This is a genomic window from Streptomyces sp. NPDC093065 (assembly GCF_044754585.1).
Classification (GTDB): Bacteria; Actinomycetota; Actinomycetes; order Streptomycetales; family Streptomycetaceae; genus Streptomyces.
In genome coordinates, this window is record NZ_JBIVPJ010000030.1 from 49596 (window position 1) to 67207 (window position 17612).

The 17612-nt window shown below is 71.6% G+C and carries 18 protein-coding genes; 9 read left to right on the plus strand and 9 right to left on the minus strand.

Going from position 1 to position 17612, the window contains the following annotated elements; all coding sequences use genetic code 11:
- Window positions 1-48 precede the first annotated feature (48 nt).
- The 4 genes from ACIQFU_RS34835 to ACIQFU_RS34850 all read left to right on the plus strand — a co-directional run bounded on the left by ACIQFU_RS34835 (window position 49) and on the right by ACIQFU_RS34850 (window position 3105).
- Window positions 49-1257 (plus strand): pyridoxal phosphate-dependent aminotransferase, encoded by a 1209-nt coding sequence (locus ACIQFU_RS34835; RefSeq protein ID WP_402557023.1) that lies wholly within the window; start codon window positions 49-51, stop codon window positions 1255-1257.
- A 20-nt stretch (window positions 1258-1277) separates the two neighbouring features.
- Window positions 1278-1877: a histidine phosphatase family protein gene (locus ACIQFU_RS34840; protein ID WP_328563495.1), complete on the plus strand. Its 600-nt coding sequence runs from the start codon at window positions 1278-1280 to the stop codon at window positions 1875-1877.
- Between the two features lie 83 nt (window positions 1878-1960).
- Window positions 1961-2611, plus strand: coding sequence for a hypothetical protein (locus tag ACIQFU_RS34845; RefSeq protein ID WP_402557025.1), 651 nt, complete (start codon window positions 1961-1963; stop codon window positions 2609-2611).
- Window positions 2612-2682: 71 nt separating this feature from the next.
- Window positions 2683-3105 (plus strand): acyl-CoA thioesterase, encoded by a 423-nt coding sequence (locus tag ACIQFU_RS34850; RefSeq protein ID WP_402557026.1) that lies wholly within the window; start codon window positions 2683-2685, stop codon window positions 3103-3105.
- 325 nt (window positions 3106-3430) lie between these two features.
- Here the strand turns inward: ACIQFU_RS34850 and ACIQFU_RS34855 are convergent, their stop codons facing one another.
- The 8 genes from ACIQFU_RS34855 to ACIQFU_RS34890 all read right to left on the minus strand — a co-directional run bounded on the left by ACIQFU_RS34855 (window position 3431) and on the right by ACIQFU_RS34890 (window position 10674).
- Entirely contained in the window at window positions 3431-4819 is a 1389-nt protein-coding gene (locus tag ACIQFU_RS34855; RefSeq protein ID WP_402557027.1) for a nucleobase:cation symporter-2 family protein, read from the minus strand.
- Between the two features lie 239 nt (window positions 4820-5058).
- Entirely contained in the window at window positions 5059-6462 is a 1404-nt protein-coding gene (locus ACIQFU_RS34860) for an 8-oxoguanine deaminase (protein ID WP_402557029.1), read from the minus strand.
- 72 nt (window positions 6463-6534) lie between these two features.
- The gene (locus tag ACIQFU_RS34865; RefSeq protein WP_402557031.1) at window positions 6535-7971 is read right to left on the minus strand and encodes a nucleobase:cation symporter-2 family protein; all 1437 of its coding nucleotides are present in this window, start codon (window positions 7969-7971) and stop codon (window positions 6535-6537) included.
- A gap of 65 nt (window positions 7972-8036) precedes the next feature.
- Window positions 8037-8972: a factor-independent urate hydroxylase gene (gene pucL / locus ACIQFU_RS34870; protein ID WP_402557032.1), complete on the minus strand. Its 936-nt coding sequence runs from the start codon at window positions 8970-8972 to the stop codon at window positions 8037-8039.
- A 7-nt stretch (window positions 8973-8979) separates the two neighbouring features.
- Window positions 8980-9381 carry a hydroxyisourate hydrolase gene (gene uraH, locus ACIQFU_RS34875; RefSeq protein ID WP_402557034.1) on the minus strand — a complete coding sequence of 134 codons (402 nt, stop codon included), beginning with the start codon at window positions 9379-9381 and terminating at the stop codon, window positions 8980-8982.
- Window positions 9378-9893 carry a 2-oxo-4-hydroxy-4-carboxy-5-ureidoimidazoline decarboxylase gene (uraD, locus tag ACIQFU_RS34880; RefSeq protein ID WP_402557035.1) on the minus strand — a complete coding sequence of 172 codons (516 nt, stop codon included), beginning with the start codon at window positions 9891-9893 and terminating at the stop codon, window positions 9378-9380. Before uraD ends, uraH begins: the two co-directional genes overlap by 4 nt.
- Before the next feature lie 149 nt (window positions 9894-10042).
- Complete coding sequence (locus ACIQFU_RS34885) at window positions 10043-10411, minus strand: helix-turn-helix domain-containing protein (protein WP_356859972.1); 369 nt, start codon at window positions 10409-10411, stop codon at window positions 10043-10045.
- Window positions 10408-10674: a hypothetical protein gene (locus ACIQFU_RS34890; RefSeq protein WP_402557037.1), complete on the minus strand. Its 267-nt coding sequence runs from the start codon at window positions 10672-10674 to the stop codon at window positions 10408-10410. Before ACIQFU_RS34890 ends, ACIQFU_RS34885 begins: the two co-directional genes overlap by 4 nt.
- A 140-nt stretch (window positions 10675-10814) precedes the next feature.
- Here ACIQFU_RS34890 and ACIQFU_RS34895 point away from each other — a divergent pair, with 140 nt between their 5' ends.
- The 5 genes from ACIQFU_RS34895 (at window position 10815) to ACIQFU_RS34915 (ending at window position 15692) form a co-directional block, all read left to right on the plus strand.
- Window positions 10815-11654: a TIM barrel protein gene (locus ACIQFU_RS34895; RefSeq protein WP_402557039.1), complete on the plus strand. Its 840-nt coding sequence runs from the start codon at window positions 10815-10817 to the stop codon at window positions 11652-11654.
- 51 nt (window positions 11655-11705) lie between these two features.
- Window positions 11706-12596, plus strand: a complete 891-nt coding sequence (locus ACIQFU_RS34900; protein ID WP_402557041.1) for a 2-hydroxy-3-oxopropionate reductase — start codon at window positions 11706-11708, stop codon at window positions 12594-12596.
- A 201-nt stretch (window positions 12597-12797) separates the two neighbouring features.
- The gene (locus tag ACIQFU_RS34905; protein WP_402557043.1) at window positions 12798-14261 is read left to right on the plus strand and encodes a catalase; all 1464 of its coding nucleotides are present in this window, start codon (window positions 12798-12800) and stop codon (window positions 14259-14261) included.
- Window positions 14262-14722: 461 nt separating this feature from the next.
- Window positions 14723-14974: a hypothetical protein gene (locus tag ACIQFU_RS34910; protein WP_402557045.1), complete on the plus strand. Its 252-nt coding sequence runs from the start codon at window positions 14723-14725 to the stop codon at window positions 14972-14974.
- 67 nt (window positions 14975-15041) lie between these two features.
- Entirely contained in the window at window positions 15042-15692 is a 651-nt protein-coding gene (locus ACIQFU_RS34915; RefSeq protein ID WP_402557047.1) for a TIGR04222 domain-containing membrane protein, read from the plus strand.
- A 103-nt stretch (window positions 15693-15795) separates the two neighbouring features.
- Here ACIQFU_RS34915 and gcl read toward each other — a convergent pair whose 3' ends face one another.
- Window positions 15796-17580, minus strand: coding sequence for a glyoxylate carboligase (gene gcl / locus ACIQFU_RS34920; protein WP_402557048.1), 1785 nt, complete (start codon window positions 17578-17580; stop codon window positions 15796-15798).
- Window positions 17581-17612: the final 32 nt, after the last annotated feature.

A 17612-nucleotide genomic window follows, 5' to 3' on the forward strand; every position in this document is an offset into this window, starting at 1 on the left:
CTACTTGGTAAAACCAAGCAACACCAGATTCCGGAGGGGAAGCCGCGCATGGAGTTCCGGCAGTCGAACAAGCTCAGCGAGGTCTGCTACGAGATCCGCGGCCCGGTCATCGAGCAGGCCAACGCGCTGGAGGAGGCGGGCCACAGCGTCCTGCGCCTGAACACCGGCAACCCGGCCCTCTTCGGTTTCGAGGCGCCGGAGGAGATCGTCCAGGACATGATCCGGATGCTGCCACAGGCGCACGGCTACACGGACTCGCGCGGCATCCTCTCCGCCCGCCGGGCCGTCGCCCAGCGCTACCAGGCGCTCGGCCTGGAGGTCGACGTGGACGACGTCTACCTGGGCAACGGCGTCTCCGAGCTGATCTCCATGGCCGTACAGGCCCTGCTCGAGGACGGCGACGAGGTCCTGATCCCCGCCCCCGACTTCCCCCTCTGGACGGCGGTGACCACCCTCGCGGGCGGCAAGGCGGTGCACTACCTCTGCGACGAGCAGGCCGACTGGTACCCGGACCTGGCCGACATGGAGTCGAAGATCACCGACCGCACCAAGGCGGTCGTCGTCATCAACCCCAACAACCCCACCGGCGCCGTCTACCCCAAGGAGATCGTCGAGGGCATCCTCGACCTCGCCCGCCGGCACGGCCTGATGGTCCTCGCCGACGAGATCTACGACCAGATCCTGTACGACGACGCCGTGCACCACTCGGCCGCCGCCCTCGCCCCCGACCTGGTGGTGCTGACCTTCTGCGGCCTGTCCAAGACCTACCGGGTGGCGGGCTTCCGCTCCGGCTGGCTGGTGGTGACGGGGCCGAAGCAGCACGCGAAGGACTACCTGGAGGGCCTGACCATGCTGGCCTCCATGCGCCTGTGCGCCAACGCCCCCGCCCAGTACGCCATCCAGGCCGCGCTCGGCGGCCGCCAGTCCATCCGCGAACTGACGGCTCCGGGCGGGCGGCTGCGCGAACAGCGGGACACGGCCTGGGAGAAGCTCAACGAGATCCCCGGCGTCTCCTGCGTCAGGCCCAAGGGCGCCCTGTACGCGTTCCCGCGCATCGACCCGGCCGTCCACAAGATCCACGACGACGAGAAGTTCGTCCTGGACCTGCTCCTGCGCGAGAAGATCCAGGTCGTCCAGGGCACCGGCTTCAACTGGCCGAGCCCGGACCACTTCCGCATCCTGACCCTGCCCCACGCGGAGGACCTGGAGGCGGCGATCGGCCGCATCGGGCGGTTCCTGAGCGGATACCGCCAGTAGGCCGGCCGTAGCCTGGGGGCATGGGTGATCTTTTTCTGGTCCGGCACGGGGAGACCGAGTGGTCGCGCTCCGGGCGGCACACCGGGCTGACGGACGTTCCGCTGACCGAGAAGGGGCGGGAGCAGGCGCGGAGCCTGGTGCCGCTGATCCGCTCGCACCGGATCGGGGCCGCCTTCGTCAGCCCCTTCCAGCGGGCCCGGGAGACGGCCGAGCTGATCGGGCTGCACGAGGTGCGGATCGAGCCCGACCTGCACGAGTGGGACTACGGCGGCTACGAGGGGATCACGACCGTCGAGATCCACCGGAGCCGGCCGGACTGGTTCCTGTTCACGGACGGGGTCGCGCCCGGACCTCCGGACCACCCCGGGGAGACACCCGAGCAGGTGGGTGAGCGGGCCGACCGGGTGCTGGCCACGGTGGAGGCCGCCTTCGCCAACACCGAGGGGTGCGTGGTGCTGGTGGCGCACGGGCACTTCCTGCGGGTGCTCACCGCCCGGCACCTGGGCCTTCCGGCGTCGCACGGGGCGCTGTTCCAGCTGGGCACGGGCACGCTGTGCCGGCTGGGCACGGAGCACGGGCGGCCGGTGATCGCGGCCTGGAATGTCAGACCTCCGTCGTAGTCTTCGAGGTCTTCACGGGCTTCGAGGTCTTCGAGGTCTTCGAGGTCTTCGAGCGCGTGACCGATGGGGCTGGGAGGGACGCCGTGGCACTGTCGCCGACCGCCGCGCAGCGGCGTGTCATCGCCGCCGCCGATCCCGTCACCGGGCGGCTGAAGGGTACGGAGACCCAGCTCGCGGCGCTGGTGAGGCGCGGGCTCGCCTTCCGGCATCCGCGGCCGCCGCACGACCACTTCCTGACCCCGGCCGGGCACCGGATACGGGAGGCGGCCGACGCGCCGGACCCGGGTGCGGTGGCGCCCGGGACGCCCGCCGCACCGGACGCCGGGGGTGCGTTCGCCGCGCGGGTCGGCGGGGAGGAGGCCGTGCCGGGCGAGGCCGGCCCCGCGCGGCTGCGGGAGGTGCGCGGCGCCTGGCAGGGGCTGCTGGAGCTGCGCCGGATGACGCATCCCGACGGGAGTACGGACCGGCCGTGCGCGTGGGAGCGCTCGCATCTCGTGCGGGCCGCCGCGCTCGCTCTGGAGGCGGCCGGGCACCGGCCCGCGGGCCCGGACGGCGGGGACGGGTACCGGGTGCGGGCGACGCCGCAGCCGGAGGCCGTCGCCGTGTACGAGCCGGACGGCGGCGCGCTGCGGGGCTGCGCGGCGACGCTGGAGCGGGCGGGCTGGCAGGTCGGGGAGCACACCGAGCCGCGCACGCGGGCCCGGTACCTGCTGGCCTCCCCGCGGAAGGTGTGACGGCGCCTCCGTGCCAGGATCGGGAGATCAGCACGTCCACGTCCACACGTCCACGACGAGAGGCAGCAGCGGTGAGCGAGCCCTTTTCCGTACCGGTGACCGTCCGCGGGTACGAGACCGACACCCAGGGCCATCTGAACCAGTCCGTGTACCTGAACTACGCCGAGCACGCCCGCTGGTCGCTGCTCCGGGCGGCCGGGATCAGACAGGCCGAGCTGGTCGCCCGCGGGGTGGGGCCGGTGGCCCTGGAGACGACCATCCGGTTCCGGCAGGAGCTGCTCACCGGTGACGAGGTCACGGTGAGCTGCGTGTTCGAGTGGGGCGAGGGCAAGACCTTCCGGATCCGCCAGGTCGTCACCAGGGCCGACGGCACGGTCGCCGCCGAGATCGAGGCCGTGGGCGGGCTGATGGACCTGAGCGTGCGCAGGCTGGTCCCGGACCCGCGGCAGCGCTTCAAGGAACTGGCGGCTCGGCCGGAGCTGTTCGGGCTGTAGGCGGGCGGGGGCCGCGTCAGGCGTCCGTCAGCCACCACCGGCGGAAACCGGGGCGGGGCAGAGGCAGCACGGCCCACCACCATCGGCCCGACCGACGGCCGCCAGAGGCCATAACGGGAGCGCCCGTGACCGGCAGGAACCAGAGGCCGAGCGAAGCCACCACCGGCAGCAACCGGGCCCGGCACAGCCACCACCGGCAGCAACCGGGCCCCGGCGGAGCCGCGACCGGCGGGAGGGCGGTCAGCGGGGCGGTCGGCGGGGGACGAGGTGTGGGTGAGGGCCCGTTGCCTCTGGGTAGAGGTGTCGGGTCCCCACCCGTGTCGCGTCACGGCATCGCCGCTGCCCGGGACGCCTCGGTGATCTCGTCGCCCGCCTCCATCGGGTGGGTGACGTCCTCCGCCTCGCGTTCCCGGCCGCCGATGTGGTTGAAGACCAGGTTGAGCAGGACGGCGGCCACGCAGCCGGTCGAGATGCCCGAGTCGAGGATGATCCGCGCGTTCTCCGGGAACGCGTGGTAGAACTCCGGCGCCGCGATGGGGATGATGCCGACGGCCAGCGAGACCGCCACGATCAGGACGTTGTTGTCCTTGTCCAGGCTCGCCCGGACCAGGGTCTGGATGCCGCTGGCCGCGACCGAGCCGAACAGCACCACGCCGGCGCCGCCCAGCACCGGGCGGGGGACGACCGCGATGAGCGAGGCCGCCATCGGACACAGGCCCATCAGGACCAGGAAGCCGCCGCCGACCGCGACGACGTAGCGGCTGCGGATCTTCGTCATGGCGACCAGGCCGATGTTCTGGGCGAAGGCGCTGCACATGAAGCCGTTGAAGAACGGGCTGAGGGCGGAGCCCAGCGTGTCGGCGCGCAGGCCGGCCGCGATGGTCTTCTCGTCGGCGGGGCGCTCCACGATCTCGCCGAGGGCGAGCATGTCGGCCGTGGACTCGGTCATCGAGACCACCATCACCACGCACATGGACAGGATCGCGGCGATCTGGAACTGCGGGGCGCCGAAGTGGAAGGGGGTGGGGAAGCCGACTACGTCCGCGTCCGCGACCGGGCCGAAGTCCGTGACGCCGAACGGGATCGCGACGAGCGTGCCCGCGATCAGGCCGAGCAGCACGGCGATCTGCTTGACGAAGCCCCGGGTGAAGCGCCGCAGGACCAGGACGATGACGAGGGTGATGGCGGCCAGGCCAAGGTTGGTCGACGAGCCGTAGTCGTCCGCCGTGGGGGCGGGTCCCTGCGCCCAGCCGAAGGCGACGGGCAGCAGGGAGATGCCTATGAGGGTGATGACGGTGCCGGTGACGACCGGCGGGAAGAAGCGGATCGCCTTGCTGAAGAAGGGGGCGGCGACGAACCCGAGGAGTCCGGCGACGATGACCGCGCCGAAGATGATCGGCAGTGCGTCGGACTTGTCGTCGGTGGAGGCGACGACCGCGGTCATGGGGGCGACGCCCGCGAAGGTGACGCCGTTGACGAAGGGCAGCCGGGCACCGATCTTCCAGATGCCCAGGGTCTGGAGGAAGGTCGCCAGACCCGCGGTGAACAGACAGGCGCCGGTGAGGAAGGTCAGCTCGGTGGCGCTGAGGCCGATGGCGGCGCCGACGATCAGGGGCGGGGCGACGACGCCGGCGTACATGGCGGCCACGTGTTGCAGGCCGGTCGTCGCCATTTTCAGTGGCGGGAGTTTCTCGTCAACAGGGTGGTCGGCCACGGCGGCGTTCCTCCGGTCGGTTGCACGTCGGCTCTGACGTGGGTGTCAGGGAGGTGGTGCGGGGGTGGTCGTGCGGGACCCGGACGGGCCGTTCGGGGAAACGGGAGACCTATCCGGGGCGTGCGCGCAGGGGCGCACGCCCCGGAGTCGGTCACCGTGGACCCCGCTCGGGTCCACGGTTACCGGCCGGGAGCCGTCCCTCCCGGCCGGAGATCAAGTGGTGTTCTGTTGTGCGGGGTTCAGCCTCGCGCGGTGATCTGCGCCAGGCGTCGCGCCTCGTCCCGGGTGGAGCGGGCGACGGCGTCCTCGTCGACCGTGAGCAGCCGGCCGTCCTCGACGATCTGGCGGCCGTCGACGAACGAGGCGGTGACCGGGGCGGCGGCGCCGAGGACCAGGGCGGTCACCGGGTCGGCGATGGAGGAGTGGGCGAGGGTGTCCATCCGCCACAGCACCAGGTCGGCGAGCTTGCCCGCCTCCAGGGAGCCGGTCTCGGCGGCCCGGCCGAGCACCCGTGCGCCGCCGTACGTCCCCAGCCGCAGCGCCTTGCGGGCGGTCAGCGCGGCCTCGCGGTGGGCGCCGAGGCGGTTGATCAGCAGGGCGTTGCGGAGTTCGGTGTGGAGTTCGCCGGACTCGTTGGAGGCGGTGCCGTCGACGCCGAGGCCGACCGGGACGCCGGCGGCGAGCATGTCGGGTACCCGTGCGATGCCCGCGGCCAGGCGGGCGTTGGAGGACGGGCAGTGGGCGACGCCGGTGCCGGTGCGGGCGAAGGCGGCGATGTCGGAGTCGTTCATGTGGACGCAGTGCGCCATCCACACGTCCTCGCCGAGCCAGCCGGTGGACTCGAAGTAGTCGGTGGGGCCCATGCCGAACAGTTCGTGGCAGAACTTCTCCTCCTCCACGGTCTCCGAGCCGTGGGTGTGCAGGCGCACGCCGAGCCGGCGGGCCAGCTCCGCGCCCTGACGCATCAGTTCGGTGGAGACGGAGAAGGGCGAGCAGGGGGCCACGGCGACCTGGGTCATCGCGTCGAAGGAGGCGTCGTGGTGCTCCCGGACGGTGGCCTCGGTGGCGGCGAGCGCGTCGTCCAGGCTCTCGACCGCGAAGTCCGGCGGCAGCCCGCCGTCGGACTCGCCGCGGTCCATGGAGCCGCGGGCGAGGGTGAAGCGGACGCCCATGTCGCGGGCGGCGCGGATGACCGCCCCGGACAGGTCGCCGGCGCCGCGCGGGTGGATGTAGTGGTGGTCGGCGGCGGTGGTGACGCCGCCGCGGGCCATCATCGCGAGCGAGCCCTGGGCCGCCGCGTACGCCATCGGCTCGTCGAGGCGTGCCCAGGTCGGGTACAGCGCGACCAGCCAGTCGAACAGGTTGTGGTCGGTGGCCAGGCCCCGGGTGAGCCACTGGTAGAAGTGGTGGTGGGTGTTGACCAGACCGGGCGTGGCCAGGTGGCCGGTCGCGTCGATCCGGCGTACGACGTTCTCCAGGTCCTCGGGCGCCCGCCCCGCGCCGACCGACTCGATCCGGTTGCCGGCCAGGACGACGTGGCCCGAGGCGTACTCGGTGTCGTCCGCGTCGACGGTCGCGACGGCGCAGTTCTCGATGACGATGCGCCCGATGGCGGTGCGCTCGGCTGCCGATGATGCTGCCATGCTGCTTCCTTGTCTTTCGGTGCGGCCCGTGGGCGGGGAGTCGGGTACCCGCGGGGAGGGCACGGCAGGACCCTAGGAGGATTCGAGTGCCGGAACCGCGCGTCGGTTCCGGGTGCCGAGATGGTGGAAGAACAGGTTGAGTACGACCGCCACGATCGCCCCGGCGCTGATCCCGGAGCCCAGCACGGTCTGTGCCCAGGCGGGGAACTCGGCGTAGAAGGTGGGCGCGGCCAGCGGGATGATGCCCGCGCCGAGCGCCACGGCGACCAGGATGATGTTGGAGCTGTCGTCGAGTCCGGCCTCGGAGAGCGTACGGATGCCGCTGACGGCGATGGAGCCGAACAGCACGATGCCCGCGCCGCCGAGCACCGGCATCGGGACGAGGGAGACGACGGCGCCGAGGACCGGGAAGGCACCGAGGACGAGCAGGGTGGCGCCGGCGACGGCGACGACGTAGCGGCTGCGCACCCGGGTGAGGGAGACGACGCCGACGTTCTGGGCGAAGGCGGAGGTGGGGAAGCCGCCGAAGACGGGGCCGATCAGGGTGGCGAGGCCGTCGGTGCGCAGGCCGCGGGTGATGACCTCGGCGTCGGCGCGGCGGTCGCAGATCTCACCGAGGGCGAGCATGCCGGCGGACGACTCCGTCATCAGGACCAGCATCACGATGCACAGCGACAGGATGGCGGCGGGCTGGAACGCGGGCGCGCCGAAGGCGAAGGGGGTGGGCAGCGCGGCGACCGGCGCGGAGTCCAGGGCGCTGAAGTCGGCCATGCCGAAGGGGATGGCGACCAGGGTGCCGACGAGCAGTCCGAGGAGCAGGGCCACCTGCTTGACGAAGCCCCTGCCGAAGCGCTGGACGACGAGGACGACCGCGAGGGTGGCGGCGGCGAGCGCGAGGTTGCGCATCGAGCCGAAGTCGGCGGCGGTCTTGTCGCCGCCCTGTGCCCAGCCGACCGGGACCGGCATCAGTGTGACGCCGATGAGGGTGATGACCACACCCGTGACCAGGGGCGGGAAGAAGCGCAGGAGCCGGCCGAAGAACGGGCCGACGGCGAGGCAGAAGACACCGGCGACCATCACCGCGCCGTAGACCGCGGGGAGTTGGCTGCCCTTCGCGTTGGCCTCGACGATGGCGAGGATGGGCGCGATGCCGGCCGAGGAGGCGGCGTTGACGAAGGGCAGGCGGTTGCCGACGAAGCCCTTGACGCCGAGCGTCTGGAGCAGGGTGGCGACGCCCGCGATCAGCAGCGAGGCCGCGATCAGCCGGGTGCGCCCCTCCAGGTCGAGTCCGCAGGCCTGGCCGATGATGAGCGGAGGAGTGACGACGCCCGCGTACATGGCGGCGATGTGCTGGAGCGCGGCGGGGACGAGCCGCGAGGGGTGGAGCTTCTCGTCGACCGGGTGCACGGACGTGACGGCGTCCTCGGTGTGCACCGGCGGGGTGGTGCCGGGGCCGGCGGCCGGGGTGCGACCCGGGCCTGTGGCGGGCCCTTTCGCAGGCAGTGCCATGGTGTTTCCTCCGGTGTGGCGCGCCGCCGGCCCCTGAGGGCCGGGCCGGCGGCGCGCCTCCCGCGTCAGAGGTTGGTCATGTCGACCGGGATGAGTTGCTCGGCGCCGTCGCGCAGGATGGTGGCCTCGATCAGGCCGTAGGGCCGGTCGGCGGCGTAGTACACGGCGCCGTCCTTGGCCTCGTTGTCGATCCCGAAGGGCGACAGGTCCGAGCGGAAGTGGTGCTTGTTGGGCATCGAGAAGCGGATCTCGTCGACCTCGTCGCGCGAGTTGAGCACCCGCACACCCATCTCGAAGAGGGTCTGCTGGAGCGAGTACGAGTAGGTCTCGGCGAACGCCTGGAGCGCGTGCTTGCGCACCCCGCCGTAGGAGCGGTCCCAGTCGGGGGCGTGCGAGTCGATGCCGTCCCAGTTGTGCCGCCACCAGGTGGAGACGGTGGTGGCGAGGATGCGGTCGTGGTCCTCCTGGAGGGTCGTGTACTTGTCCTTGAGGAAGCCGAAGAACTCGGAGTTGGTCGAGTTCAGGACGGTCAGGTCCTTGAACCCGGAGAGCACCTGGATGCCGTGGCCGTCGTAGGTGATCTGCGCGACGCGGGTCTCCTGGCCGGTGCGGACGAAGGAGTGCGCGATCTCCTCCGCGCCGACGAAGCGGGCGCCGCCCTTGGAGGTCTCGATCCGCTCCCAGCCGTACTCCTCGACGCGGATGCGGGCCCGGTGGATCGGCTCGTTGCTGTCCACGAAGTGGCGGGCGAGTGCGACGCCGAGGTCCTCGGCGCTCTCGATGCCGTGCTCCTTGGCGAAGGCGAACACGGTGTTCTTGGTGGTGTCGGTCGGCAGGACGTTGGCGTTGGAACCGCTGCGGTGGACCTCCTCCATGTCGCCGGACAGGGCGACGGAGACGTTCAGGTCCTTGATGTGGTGCGTGTCGCCGTCGCGCGTGATCTTGACGACGCGGTTTTCTGCCTTGCCGTACTGGTTCTGTCCCAGGACGAAACGGGTCATGATTCGGTCAGCTCCCTCGGTAAACGGAGTAGCCGAACGGGTTGAGCAGCAGCGGAACGTGGTAGTGCTCGCCGGGCACCACCGCGAAGGTGATGGTGACCTCGGGGAAGAACACGGGCCGGCCGTTCTCGCTGTCCCGGAGCGCGGGGGCGTCCTGCTGGGCCGCGGCTTGTTTCTTGGCGAAGTACGTCTCGGTGTCGAAGTCGAGCCGTACGTGGGTGGTGCCCTCCGGCAGGGCCGGGAGGTCCTTGCACCGGCCGTCGGCGTCGGTCGCGGAGCCGCCGAGTGGCTGCCAGTCCGCTTCGCGGCCCGTGCGGGCGGCGAGGCGGACGGCGACGTCCCCGGCGGGGCGGCCGACGCTGGTGTCCAGGATGTGCGTGGACACGGAGGCGGTGGTGCTGGTGCTCATGGTCGGGCGTCCTGTTCGACGAGTCGGGTCAGGCGGATGCGGTTGATCTTCCCCAGTTCGGTGCGGACGATCTCGCGCTCCTGCTCGGGCGAGTTGCCGATCCGCTCCTTGACGGCGTCACGCATCTGCTCGCCGGTCCGGCCGGTGGCGCAGATGAGGAAGACGTGGCCGAACTTCTCCTGGTAGGCCAGGTTCAGTTCGAGCATCTCCGCCTTGAGTTCCTCGGCGGCGCCGGCCATGCCCGCCTGTTCGCGGGACGAGGTCGGATCGCCCGGCTCGGGTCGGCCGATCGGCGGATGCCCGGCCATCGCCTCGGCGAGGTCCTCGGCGCTCAGCCCGGCCATGGCGGCGTCGCTGGCGGCGTACAGGTCCTCGGCGGTGGCGAAGGGGCGGGCGGCGAGCAGTTGCCGGGCCCACGCCGTGGAGGCGCACGCCTCGTGGAGCTCGGCGCGGGCCGAGGACTCCTCGAGGGTGTTGAAGCGGGCCAGGCCCGACGCGGAAGTGGACGTCACGGGAGCCTCCGTGGCCTTGTGCTGAGCGGGCGTGCCGATAGCTAACGCCCTCGGAAACAAGCCGTCAACACTTTGTTGAAAATTCGGGGTCGGAAAAGCCGCCGCCCGGTTACCGGACGGCGGCTTCAGACGCGGGGGAACCGTGCAGGTCAGGTGCCCTTCTCGCGGTTGAGGTAGTTGTACACGGTGAAGCGGCTGACGCCGAGGGCGCCCGCGACGGTCTCCACACCGTGCCGTACGGCGAAGGCGCCGCGCGCCTCCAGGGCCCGTACGACCTCCTGCTTGGTGCGGCGGTCGAGGTCGGCCAGCGGCCTGCCCTGCCGGCGCTCCATGGCGGCCAGGATGTGGTCCAGGGAGTCGGCGAGCTGGGGGAGGCGTACGGCGACGACGTCGGCGCCCTCCCAGGAGAGGACGACGTCCTCCAGGCCGGCCTCGTCCGGCGGCAGCATCTCGCCGCCCATGGCGTCGACCAGGGGCTTGACGGCCGCGATGAACGGCTCCTCGGCCGGGCCGGTCACCGCTCGCCCTCCCCTTCGGCGCCTTCCCCGACGACGTTGACCTGGAGCGAGATCCGGGTGGCACCGGCCCGGAGGGAGCGGCGCAGCAGCGCGTCCACGGCGGTCAGCACCTGGTCGGCGCCGCCCTCGGCGGTGTTGCCGAACGGGCCGACGTCGACCGCGTCCAGCTCGGCGGCCTCGACTACCTCCCGGGCCACCACCGCGTGGGCGGGGGCCTCGTCCAGGTCGAAGGGTTCGGTCGTGAACTCCACTCTCAATCGCACGCGGTCAACCTAACGCGGGGTGAGCGCATTGCGCCGCCCCCTCTTGACAAGAGCCGCACCCCCCGGGCAACCTTCCATCAAGCAGAAACGAACTTCCGTAATACGGAAACACCTTCGAGCGGAAGGGAGCGCGGCACCCGATGGGATTTGCAGATCAGCGCTTCAACGTCAACCTGTCGATCCTCTACACGGAACTCCCGCTCCTGGAGCGTCCCGCGGCCGCCGCCGCGGCCGGCTTCACCGCGGTCGAGCTGTGGTGGCCCTGGATCGACTCGCCCACCCCCGGACAGTCCGAGCTCGACGCCCTGAAATCGGCGATCGAGGACGCGGGCGTCCAGCTCACCGGCCTGAACTTCTACGCCGGGCGGCTGCCCGGACCCGACCGGGGCGCCCTGTCGGTCCCCGGTGAGGAGTCGGACCGCTTCCGCGCCAACATCGACGTGGCCGCCGGCTTCGCCCAGTCGCTGGGCTGCAAGGCGCTCAACGCCCTGTACGGCAACCGCGTCGAGGGCGTGGACCCCGCAGAGCAGGACCGGCTCGCGCTGGAGAACCTGGTCCTCGCCGCCCGCGCGGCCGACCGGATCGGCGCGATCCTGCTGGTCGAGGCGCTCAACAAGCCGGAGTCGCCGCTGTACCCGCTGGTGTCGGCGCCGGCCGCGATCGAGGTCGTGGACAAGGTCAACGAGGCCACCGGGCTCGGCAACGCCAAGTTCCTCATGGACCTCTACCACCTGTCCATGAACGGCGAGGACCTGCCGCAGGTGATCGACGCGTACGCCGCGAAGACCGGCCACGTCCAGATCGCCGACAACCCGGGCCGCGGCGCCCCCGGCACGGGCTCCCTCCCGCTGGAGGACCTGCTCGACCGGCTGGCGAAGGCCGGGTACGACGGCTGGGTCGGCCTGGAGTACAAGCCGGGCGACGACCCCAGCGCCCAGTCCTTCTCCTGGCTGCCGGCCGAGGCCCGCGCGGCCCGCTGAGCGCCACCGCAGGAACGTTCGACTCTTCAGATTTTCAGAGAGGTACCCACCATGAGCACGCTCCCCAAGGTCGCCTGGGTCGGTCTCGGCATCATGGGCTCCCCCATGTCCGAGAACCTGATCAAGGCGGGCTACCAGGTCACCGGCTTCACGCTGGAGCAGGAGAAGCTGGACCGCCTGTCCGCCGCCGGCGGCACCGCGGCCGGCTCGATCGCCGAGGCCGTGCGCGACGCCGACGTGATCGTCACCATGGTGCCCGCGTCCCCGCAGGTCGAGGCCATCGCCTACGGCCCCGACGGCATTCTGGAGAACGCGAAGTCCGGCGCGCTGCTGGTCGACATGTCCTCGATCACCCCGCAGACCTCGGTCGACCTGGCCGCGGCCGCCAAGGACAAGGGCGTCCGCGTCCTGGACGCCCCCGTCTCCGGCGGCGAGGCCGGAGCCGTCGAGGCCGTGCTGTCCATCATGGTCGGCGGTGAGCAGGCCGACTTCGACGAGGCCAAGCCGCTCCTGGAGGCGCTCGGCAAGACCATCGTGCTGTGCGGTCCGCACGGCTCGGGCCAGACCGTGAAGGCCGCCAACCAGCTGATCGTCGCCGTGAACATCCAGGCGTGCGCCGAGGCCGTGGTCTTCCTGGAGAAGTCCGGCGTGGACCTGAAGGCCGCCCTCGACGTCCTCAACGGCGGCCTGGCCGGCTCGACCGTGCTGACGCGCAAGAAGGACAACTTCCTCGGCCGCGACTTCAAGCCGGGCTTCCGCATCGACCTGCACCACAAGGACATGGGCATCGTCACCGACGCCGCCCGCAACGTCGGCGCCGCGCTGCCGGTCGGCGCCGTGGTGGCCCAGCTGGTCGCGTCGCTGCGCGCCCAGGGCGACGGCGGCCTGGACCACTCGGCCCTGCTGCGGGCCGTGGAGCGCCTGTCCGGCGCCGAGGTCTGACCGTCGCGGCCACCCCATGACCTCCGGGCGGCGCCTCCGCTGACACCTGTCATGTCGCGCCCGAGCGGCGGCGCCGCCCGGAACCCACTTCAACAAACTGTTGACGTGCCACGGTCCCAAATCTAGGCTCCACGAAGCGGAAACAAGTTTCCACTGAATGTTCCGCTGAACCCTCGTCTGCAAGGCCACGGAAGGTCCACGATGTCGCAGCGCGTGCTCACCACCGAGTCCGGCGCCCCGGTCGCCGACAACCAGAACTCCGCTTCCGCCGGCATCGGCGGCCCCCTCCTGATCCAGGACCAGCACCTCATCGAGAAGCTCGCCCGCTTCAACCGGGAGCGCATCCCGGAGCGCGTGGTGCACGCCCGCGGCTCCGGCGCGTACGGCCACTTCGAGGTGACCGACGACGTCACCGGTTTCACGCACGCCGACTTCCTGAACACGGTCGGCAAGCGCACCGAGGTCTTCCTGCGCTTCTCCACCGTGGCCGACTCGCTCGGCGGCGCGGACGCGGTCCGCGACCCGCGCGGCTTCGCGCTGAAGTTCTACACCGAGGAGGGCAACTACGACCTCGTCGGCAACAACACCCCGGTGTTCTTCATCAAGGACCCGATCAAGTTCCCCGACTTCATCCACTCGCAGAAGCGCGACCCGTTCACGGGCCGTCAGGAGCCGGACAACGTCTTCGACTTCTGGGCGCACTCCCCCGAGGCCACGCACCAGGTGACCTGGCTGATGGGCGACCGCGGCATCCCGGCCTCGTACCGCCACATGGACGGCTTCGGCTCGCACACCTACCAGTGGACGAACGCCAAGGGCGAGTCCTTCTTCGTCAAGTACCACTTCAAGACCGACCAGGGCATCCGCTGTCTGACCGCCGACGAGGCCGCGAGGCTCGCGGGCGAGGACCCGACCTCGCACCAGACGGACCTGGTGCAGGCGATCGAGCGGGGCGTGTACCCGTCCTGGACACTGCACGTGCAGCTGATGCCGGTGGCCGAGGCGGCGAACTACCGCTTCAACCCGTTCGACGTGACCAAGGTGTGGCCGCACGCCGACTACCCGCTCAGGCGGGTGGGCCGGCTGGTGCTCGACCGCAACCCGGACAACGTCTTCGCGGAGGTCGAGCAGGCCGCCTTCTCCCCGAACAACTTCGTGCCGGGCATCGGCCCCTCCCCCGACAAGATGCTGCAGGGCCGCCTGTTCGCCTACGCGGACGCGCACCGCTACCGCCTGGGCGTCAACCACACCCAGCTCGCGGTGAACGCCCCGAAGGCGGTCCCCGGCGGCGCGGCCAACTACGGCCGCGACGGCCTGATGGCGTCCAACGGCCAGGGCCGGTACGCCAAGAACTACGAGCCGAACTCCTACGACGGCCCGGCCGAGACCGGCCGCCCGCTGGCGGCCCCGCTCGCGGTGTCCGGTCACACCGGCACCCACGAGGCGCCGCTGCACACCAAGGACGACCACTTCGTGCAGGCCGGCGAGCTGTACCGGCTGATGAGCGAGGAAGAGAAGCAGCGTCTGGTCGCCAACCTCGCCGGCGGTCTGTCCCAGGTCTCCCGGGGCGACGTCGTAGAGAAGAACCTCGCGCACTTCCACGCGGCCGACCCCGAGTACGGCAAGCGCGTGGAGGAGGCGGTCCGCGCCCTGCGCGAGGACTGACCCACCGGCTCGCGCACGGAACCCGGCGGGGAGGCCGGGGCCGTGTGCGCGGCCCGCGCAGGCACCGAAGCGGCCCGGATGAGGGGTGACCGCCAGGTGCCGGCGCGGGCAGGGCGAGGACCGCGGCGGCCAGCGAGCCAGTGCGGTGGTGAAGGGCACGGACGTTCCTCCTACGACCTGAGGGGAGGAGCGGTTCCGGCCCGTCGCACCGCCGCGGTCCCAGCCACTCGCCTCTCGCACCAGGGAGGCCCGAAGACCCGTCCGGCGGCGCGAACGACCTGTCGCGCCCAGCCTCGCGCCGCCGGACGGACACCACGTGGAGATCCCCTCACCCGAGAACCTTCACCGGCCGGGAAGCGCCGGATGCGGACGGTCCCGCATCCGGCGCTTCCCGGCGTGCGGCCGGTACGGCACCGCGGCGCCGGGGTGCGGATTCCGTGCCCGCGCAGCAGCCTGGAGGCATGGCAACGGCGCACCCACCCGAGCACCCGCACATCGTCGTCCACTCCCCCGCTCTCGACGGCTCCCGCCGGGTCACCTCCGGCGAGGAGACCCTGGGCGTCGCCTCGCACGTCGACGACGTCGCCGAACTGCTGCGGCTGGCCGACCTCTACGTCACCGACGTGGAGGACAGCGACCTGGTCGAGTGGCAGGGCGGCGGCCCGGAGGACTGGCCGGGTCTGCACGAGCACCACGGGCACCGCGGTGGCTGAGCGGGCGTAGGGATCCCCCGCAGCGGGCACAACCCCGGCACAACACGGGGCGCGCGGGGGTGGTGTCGTGGAGGGTGGCACGGAGACCGGGTGGGAGCCGCACCGGATCGCGCTGCTGGGCGGCGGGCCGCCGGCCGCCGTGACGGTGGCGCTGGTCGCCCTGCACCTGCTGGGCGCCGTCGAGACCGGGCCGCGCAGGACGCTGTGTGCGGCGGGTCCCGAGCCGGAGCGGCTGGGGCCGTTCGAAGGGACGGTCCTGGACTGTCTGCACGAGCCGCTCACCGCCCGCGAGCTGGTCCGGCACCCGGACGTGCGGCTTGCCCTGGCCCTGACGCGCATCCCGCTCGCCGAGGACGGGCTGCTGGGCCACCCCTGGCTCAGACCGAACCGGAGTGCCCGCCGGCGCGTCGCGTTCTGGCGGGAGCGGCACCCGCTGCCGGCGGTCGCGCACGGTCTGGCGGACGGCGACACACTGCTCGCGGTCGCGCTGCACGGCGATGCCGCGCTGCGTCTGCTCCTGCCGCGTTTCGCGCTGCGGGCGGGGCTGGCGGACCCGGGCGCGGCGGCCGAGGGAGGAGTGCGCTTCTCCCTGGGCCGCGGCAGGTTCCTGAGGTGGCGCGACGAGTACGAGGACTCGGTCTCGGGCGACCGGGGCGGCACGGGCCACGGGGACCACGCGGCCGGCTGCGGCTCGGGGGGCGGTGGCGGCCCGGACTGAGCGCGCGGCCGGGGACCGGGTGCACGCGTGAGAGCGGCGCACACGTGAGAGCGGCCCGCCCCCTGGGGACGGGCCGCTCTCGGCGCTCGGCGTGCCGGGCGGGTCAGACCTTCAGCGGCTTGACCGCGGTCGGGGCGTGGCCCGGCTCGGTCGCCAGCTCCTCGAACTCCACGACGTTGCCGATGTCGTTGGTGCCCGACATGGAGATGTTGGTGACGCGCTCCAGGATCGCCTCGACGACGACCGGCACCCGGTGCTCGGCGGCCAGCTTCTTGGCCTGCTCCAGTGCCGCGCCCAGCTCGTTCGGGTCGGTCACCCGGATCGCCTTGCAGCCCAGGCCCTCGGCGACCTTGACGTGGTCGACGCCGTACACGCCCAGCTCGGGCGAGTTGATGTTCTCGAACTCCAGGTTGACCTGGAAGTCGATCTCGAACGCCCGCTGCGCCTGGCGGATCAGGCCCAGGTAGGAGTTGTTCACCAGGACGTGCACGTAAGGGATCTTGTGCTGTGCGCCGACGGCCAGCTCCTCCAGCATGAACTGGAAGTCGTAGTCGCCGGAGAGGGCCACGACCTGGGCGTCCGGGTCGGCCTTGGCGACACCGAGGGCGGCCGGGACGGTCCAGCCGAGCGGTCCCGCCTGGCCGCAGTTGATCCAGTGCCGCGGGCGGTAGACGTGCAGCATCTGGGCGCCGGCGATCTGGGAGAGGCCGATGGTGGAGACGTACCGGGTCTCCGGGCCGAAGGCCTTGTTCATCTCCTCGTAGACGCGCTGCGGCTTGATCGGGATGTCGTCGAAGTGCGTACGGCGCTGGAGGGTGGCCCTGCGCTCCTGTGCGGAGGCGGCCCACGCGGAGCGGTCGGGCAGCTTCCCGGCCGCCTTCAGCTCCTTCGCCACCTCGACGAACAGCTTCAGCGCGGCCTTGGCGTCGGAGGCGATGCCGTAGTCCGGGGCGAAGATCTTGCCGATCTGGGTCGGCTCCACGTCGACGTGGACGAACTTGCGGCCGGCCGTGTAGACGTCCAGCTTGCCGGTGTGCCGGTTGGCCCAGCGGTTGCCGATGCCGAGGACGAAGTCGGACTCCAGGAAGGTCGCGTTGCCGTAGCGGTGCGAGGTCTGCAGGCCGACCATGCCGGCGTTCAGCTCGTGGTCGTCGGGCAGGATGCCCCAGCCCATCAGGGTCGGCACGACCGGGGTACCGGTCAGCTCGGCGAACTCCACCAGGAGCTCGGCCGCGTCGGCGTTGATGACGCCGCCGCCGGCCACGAGCAGCGGGCGCTCGGCGGCGTTGAGCAGGCCGATCGCCTTCTCGATCTGGGCGCGGGTGGCGGTGGGCCGGTAGACCGGCAGCGGCTCGTAGGTCTCCGGGTCGAACTCGATCTCGGTCGTCTGGACGTCGATCGGCAGGTCGATGAGGACCGGGCCGGGACGGCCGGAGCGCATCAGGTGGAACGCCTGCTGGAAGACGCCGGGGACCTGCGCGGCCTCCAGGACGGTGACGGCCATCTTCGTCACCGGCTTGGCGATGGAGGCGATGTCGACGGCCTGGAAGTCCTCCTTGTGGATCACCGCGGTCGGCGCCTGGCCGGTGATGCACAGGATCGGGATGGAGTCGCCGATCGCCGAGTACAGGCCGGTGATCATGTCGGTGCCGGCCGGGCCCGAGGTGCCGATGCAGACGCCGATGTTGCCGGGGTGGGTCCGGGTGTAGCCCTCGGCCATGTGCGAGGCACCCTCGACGTGGCGGGCGAGCGTGTGCTGGACACCGCCGGACGCCTTGAGCGCCGCGTAGAAGGGGTTGATCGCCGCGCCCGGCACACCGAACGCGTCGGTGACGCCCTCGCGCTTGAGAATCTCAACTGCCGCTCGGGCAGCGGTCATACGAGCCATCGAGTACTCCTGCTCCGGCTGTCGGATTCGCA